General features: G+C 69.3%; 3 protein-coding genes. All 3 read right to left on the bottom strand.

Going from position 1 to position 4,452, the window contains the following annotated elements:
• Nucleotides 1-181 precede the first annotated feature (181 nt).
• The 3 genes from flhA to AC5JJ2_RS07955 all read right to left on the bottom strand — a co-directional run bounded on the left by flhA (nt 182) and on the right by AC5JJ2_RS07955 (nt 4,365).
• The gene (gene flhA / locus AC5JJ2_RS07965; RefSeq protein WP_495857442.1) at nt 182-2,314 is read right to left on the bottom strand and encodes a flagellar biosynthesis protein FlhA; all 2,133 of its coding nucleotides are present in this window, start codon (nt 2,312-2,314) and stop codon (nt 182-184) included.
• 212 nt (nt 2,315-2,526) lie between these two features.
• A complete protein-coding gene (gene flhB, locus AC5JJ2_RS07960) occupies nt 2,527-3,591 on the bottom strand; it encodes a flagellar biosynthesis protein FlhB (RefSeq protein WP_495857441.1) in 1,065 nt (354 codons plus the stop codon).
• A 3-nt stretch (nt 3,592-3,594) separates the two neighbouring features.
• Nucleotides 3,595-4,365, bottom strand: a complete 771-nt coding sequence (locus tag AC5JJ2_RS07955; RefSeq protein ID WP_495857440.1) for a flagellar biosynthetic protein FliR — start codon at nt 4,363-4,365, stop codon at nt 3,595-3,597.
• Nucleotides 4,366-4,452: the final 87 nt, after the last annotated feature.

Here is a 4,452-nt window from a genome sequence, read left to right as displayed (position 1 = left end):
GGGGGGGGGGGGGGGGGGGGGGGGGGGGGGCCCCCCCCCCCCCCACCTCCCTTCCACTGGGGCATTCGCGCCCGAGGGAGGAAGCTCACCCCCTCCCTAGCCCTCCCCCCCAAGGGGGAGGGAACAAAGCCAAGACCGCTCCGCAAAACCTCCGTGTTGCGGTTGAATGTCCGATCGCAATTCAACTCTTCGCGACTTCGAACATCGCGCCGACGGTGCTGGGGCCGGTCAACTCTTCGGGGCGGATCACCGCCACCGGGTCCATCAGCATGTCCGTCGGAATCTCCTGGTACGCGATTACCGCGAGGTCGTTCAGCGCCCGCGACAGCGCGTTCCGCACGGCCCGCCGGATGCTCGAATCGCACAAGAGCGCGACCTCGTAGCCCCGTTGGGCGGCCTTGTCCTGTTCCGTCTTCAACCGGATCGTCAGTTGCTCCAGCCGGCCGAGGTCCAACAGCAACTGCTGGCCCTGCGGCTGCACCGACCGCCGGAGCTCGACCTCCAGCCGCGGGTCCAACACGATCGCCCGGAGGCGGCCGTTGGCGTCGCGGAACCGGTCGCAGATCGTCCGGCCGATGTCCGCCCGCACCTTCTCGGTCAGGTCGCCGGGGTCCTTCACCGTCGGCCCGTGCGACGCCAGGCTCTCCATGATCCGGGCGAGGTTCGTGACCGGGACCCGCTCTTGCAACAGCTGCGTCAGGACGCGGTGCAGTGCCCCCATCGTCATGACGGTCGGGATCAGCTCGTCCACGACGGCCGGGGAGGTTTCCCGCACCTTGTCCACCAGCCCCTTCAGGTCCTCGCGGCTGAGCAGCTCGTGGGCGTGCTTGCGGACCACCTCGCCCAGGTGCGTGATGAGCACGCTCGGGGCGTCCACCACCGTGTACCCGCTCATCTCGGCCCGGCCGCGGTCGGGTTCAAAAATCCACTTCGCCGGCAGGCCGAACGCCGGCTCGCGGGCGTCCTCGCCGTCGATCATGATCCGCCCCGCGCCGCTCGGGTCGATGGCCAGCCACTGGTCGGGGCGGACCATGCCGCGGGCGACTTCCCGGCCGCCGACCAGGACGCGGTACGTCTCCGCGTCCAGTTGCATGTTGTCCCGCACCCGGACGGCCGGGACCCACAGCCCGTTCTGCTTCGCGATGTCTCTTCTCAATCCGCCGATGCGGTCGAGCAGGCCCGGCCCGCGCTTCGACGACACCATCGGGATCAGCCCGCCGCCGATCTCCAGGCTGATGCGGTCCGATTGCAGGAAGTCTTCCACGTAGGTTTCGAGCGTCGATTTCGGCGCTTCCGGCTGCGCCCCCGGCACCGCGGGCACGCCCCCCGCGGGCGTCGTCGGCTTCTTCGTCACTTCCGCCGCGATCCGGCGGGCCGCGACGAACAGCATGACGCCGAGCAGCAGGAACGGAATCTTCGGCAGCCCCGGTACGAGGGCGAGGGCGAACACGATGAACGCCCCGAGCCGCAGCGGGGCGACGCTGGTTTTCGCCTGGCCGCCGAGTTCCTCGCCGAGGCTGTCGCCGCTGGTCGCCTTCGTCACGAGCAGGCCGGACGCCGTCGCCGTGATGAGGGCCGGTATCTGCGTAATCAGCCCGTCGCCGATGGTGAGGATCGAGTACTTCTGCACGGCGGCGACGACCGACATCCCGTTGATGAGGCCGAGGATGATGCCGCCGATCAGGTTGACGCCGGTGATGAGGACGGCGGCGATGGCGTCGCCGCGGACGAACCGGCTGGCCCCGTCCATCGTGCCGTAGAACTCGCTCTCCCGCATCAGGTTCGACCGCCGCCGCCGCGCTTCCGCCTCGTCGATGAGGCCGGCGTTCATCTCGGCGTCGATCGCCATTTGCTTGCCGGGCATGGCGTCGAGCGTGAACCGGGCGGCGACTTCCGAGACGCGGCCGGCCCCCTTCGTGATGACCACGAACTGAATCACGATCAAGATGGCAAAGATCACCAGGCCGACGAGTAAGTTCCCGCCGACCACGAACTTCCCGAACGCCTGAACGATCTCCCCCGCGTCCCCGTTCAGCAGGATCAACCGTGTCGTCGCCACGTTCAACCCGAGGCGAAACAGGGTCAGTAGCAAAAGTAGCGACGGGAACGTCGAAAAATCTAAGGGCTGCTTCACGCTCAGCGTGACCAGCAGCAGGAGGACCGTCGCACTCAGGTTTACCGCGAGCAGCAGGTCCAGCACGATCGTCGGCAGCGGGACGAGGAACACGACCAACAGGCCGAGCAGCGAGAAGGCGAGGACCAGCTCGCTGCGTTGCAGGGTCGTCGTGACCGGGTTCGTCGTCGGCGTCGCCATCGTGCGTCCTGACCGCGGCCGGCGTTGCCGGCAAGGATATTTAGTTCAGCCCCGCGAAGCGGGTCGGCCGGACCGGGTAAATATCCCGGAGAAATTCGGCCCAGTTACGGCGTCGGTCGAGTTGTTCACTCCCGCGGGAGCGAACGGCGGGCGTTTTTACGCCCTGGCTCAGAGTTTGCGCGTTTTGAGCGCGGGGCGGAACCCGACCCCCGTTACGCCGCTCGCAACCGATACACCAACGCGATCAATTCCGCAACCGCACGGAACAGCACGGCCGGGATCGGCTGCCCTTCCCGCACGCCCTTGAACAGCGCCCGCGCCAACGGCGGCCGCTCCAGCACCGGGACGCCGCTCGTCCGGGCCAGGGCCATGATCCGCTCCGCGAACGCGCCGGCCCCCTTCGCGACCACGACCGGGGCGGCGTCCGTCGCGGCCTCGTACCGCAGCGCGACGGCGTAGTGCGTCGGGTTCGTAATCACGACCGTCGCCTTCGGCACGGCCTGGAGCATCTTGCGGCGTGCCCGTTCGCGGGCGACCTGCCGCATCCGGGCCTTCAACTGCGGGTCGCCTTCGGACTCCTTGAGTTCTTCCTTCACCTCCTGCTTCGTCATCCGCAGCTGCGTCTCGAACCGCTGCCGCTGGTAGACGTAGTCGATGAGCGCGATCAGCACGGCCGCGGCCGCGAGGTACACGGCCAGCCGCGTCACGATCGACCACGCGGTCACCGCCGCCCCCGGCACGCGGTCCCGGCCGAGGCCGGTGATAAGGCCGTACCGCCCGTCGATGACGACGTAAGCGACGACCGCCACGGCCGTCACTTTCAGGATCGCGAGCAGCCCCTTCACGACGGACGCGAACGAGAACAGCCGGCCGAACCCGCTCGTCGGGTCGAGGCGGTCGAACTTCAGTTCGAGGCGTTCGGGCGTGATCTGGAACCCGGCCTGCGCGACCGCCGCCGCGACCCCGGCGGCGAGCATGACGCCGAGGATCGGCAGCAGCGCGGTGAGGACGGTGATCGCGGTGCGGGCGAAGAGGACCTGCGCGTCGAGGGCGGTGAAGTCGCCGCGGAAGGCTTTCGGGAGGTCGTGGCGGAAGACGTTCAGCATGGCCTCGCCGAGCGGCTTGCCGAGGTTCGCGAGCGCGAGGACGCTGGCCAAGAGGACGACCGCGCCGACCAGTTCCGCGCTGAAGGGAATCTGGCCTTGCTTGCGGGCGTCCTCCCGTCGTTTCGGACTCGCCTCCTCGGTTTTCGATTCCGGGTCAACGTCTTCGGCCACGCGCTACCCCCCGTTGAGGACGGGGTGGACCGCGTCCGCGTTGCGGCTCAAGGCGAACGCCAGCGCCCGGACGATCTCCGGCAGCAGGAACAGCACGCCGAGCAGCGCGACGATGGATTGCAGCGTGAACCCGATCGAGTACACGTTCAACTGCGGGGCCACGCGGGTCATGATCGCCAGGCTGACGCTCAGCAAAAACAGGCACAGCGCGAGCGGCCCGGCGAGCAGCATCCCGGCCTCGTAGGCCGAACTCAGCGCCGCGAGGTGCGGGCCGAACTCCGGCAGGCCGCTGCCGCCGAGTGGGAACTTCGCGAAGCTGGCGTGCAGCGCCGCCAGCGCGACGTGGTGGCCGTCCAGCCCGAGGAACATGAGGCCGGCGGCCGTCTCGAATGCGACGGTGTACGGCCCGCCGCCGTCCGGCCCGCTCGGGCTGATCGACGGGGCTGCGTTCAGCCCGATCTGGGCCGTGATGAACTCCCCGGCGATCCGGGCCGGCAGCAGGAACAGCGCGAACACGAACCCCATGCTCGCGCCGATGAGCGCCTCCCGGACCAGCGCGAGGGCGTACCGCAGCGGGTGAACGTCGCCGGCCGCCTTCGCGAACTCGGCGTCCCACGTCGGCGGCGCGGCGGCGAGGTAGAACGCGGTGAGCACAATGGCGAACGCGGCCCGAACGGTCCGCGGCGTGCGGGCGGCGAACGGCGGCAGGACCGCGACGAACGTGCCGACGCGGGCGAGGACCAGCCCGACATACGCGGCGACGAGCGGCGTCACGGGCAAGCCTCCGAGCGGAGCGAGGGACGGCTTTGGCTTTGTTCCCTCCCCCCTTGGGGGGGAGGGCTAGGGAGGGGGGTGAGCTTC

The sequence above is a fragment of the Limnoglobus sp. genome (genome assembly GCF_059499385.1).
Note: the sequence above shows the minus strand (reverse complement) of the source record. Positions and strands in the feature narration are given on the sequence as shown.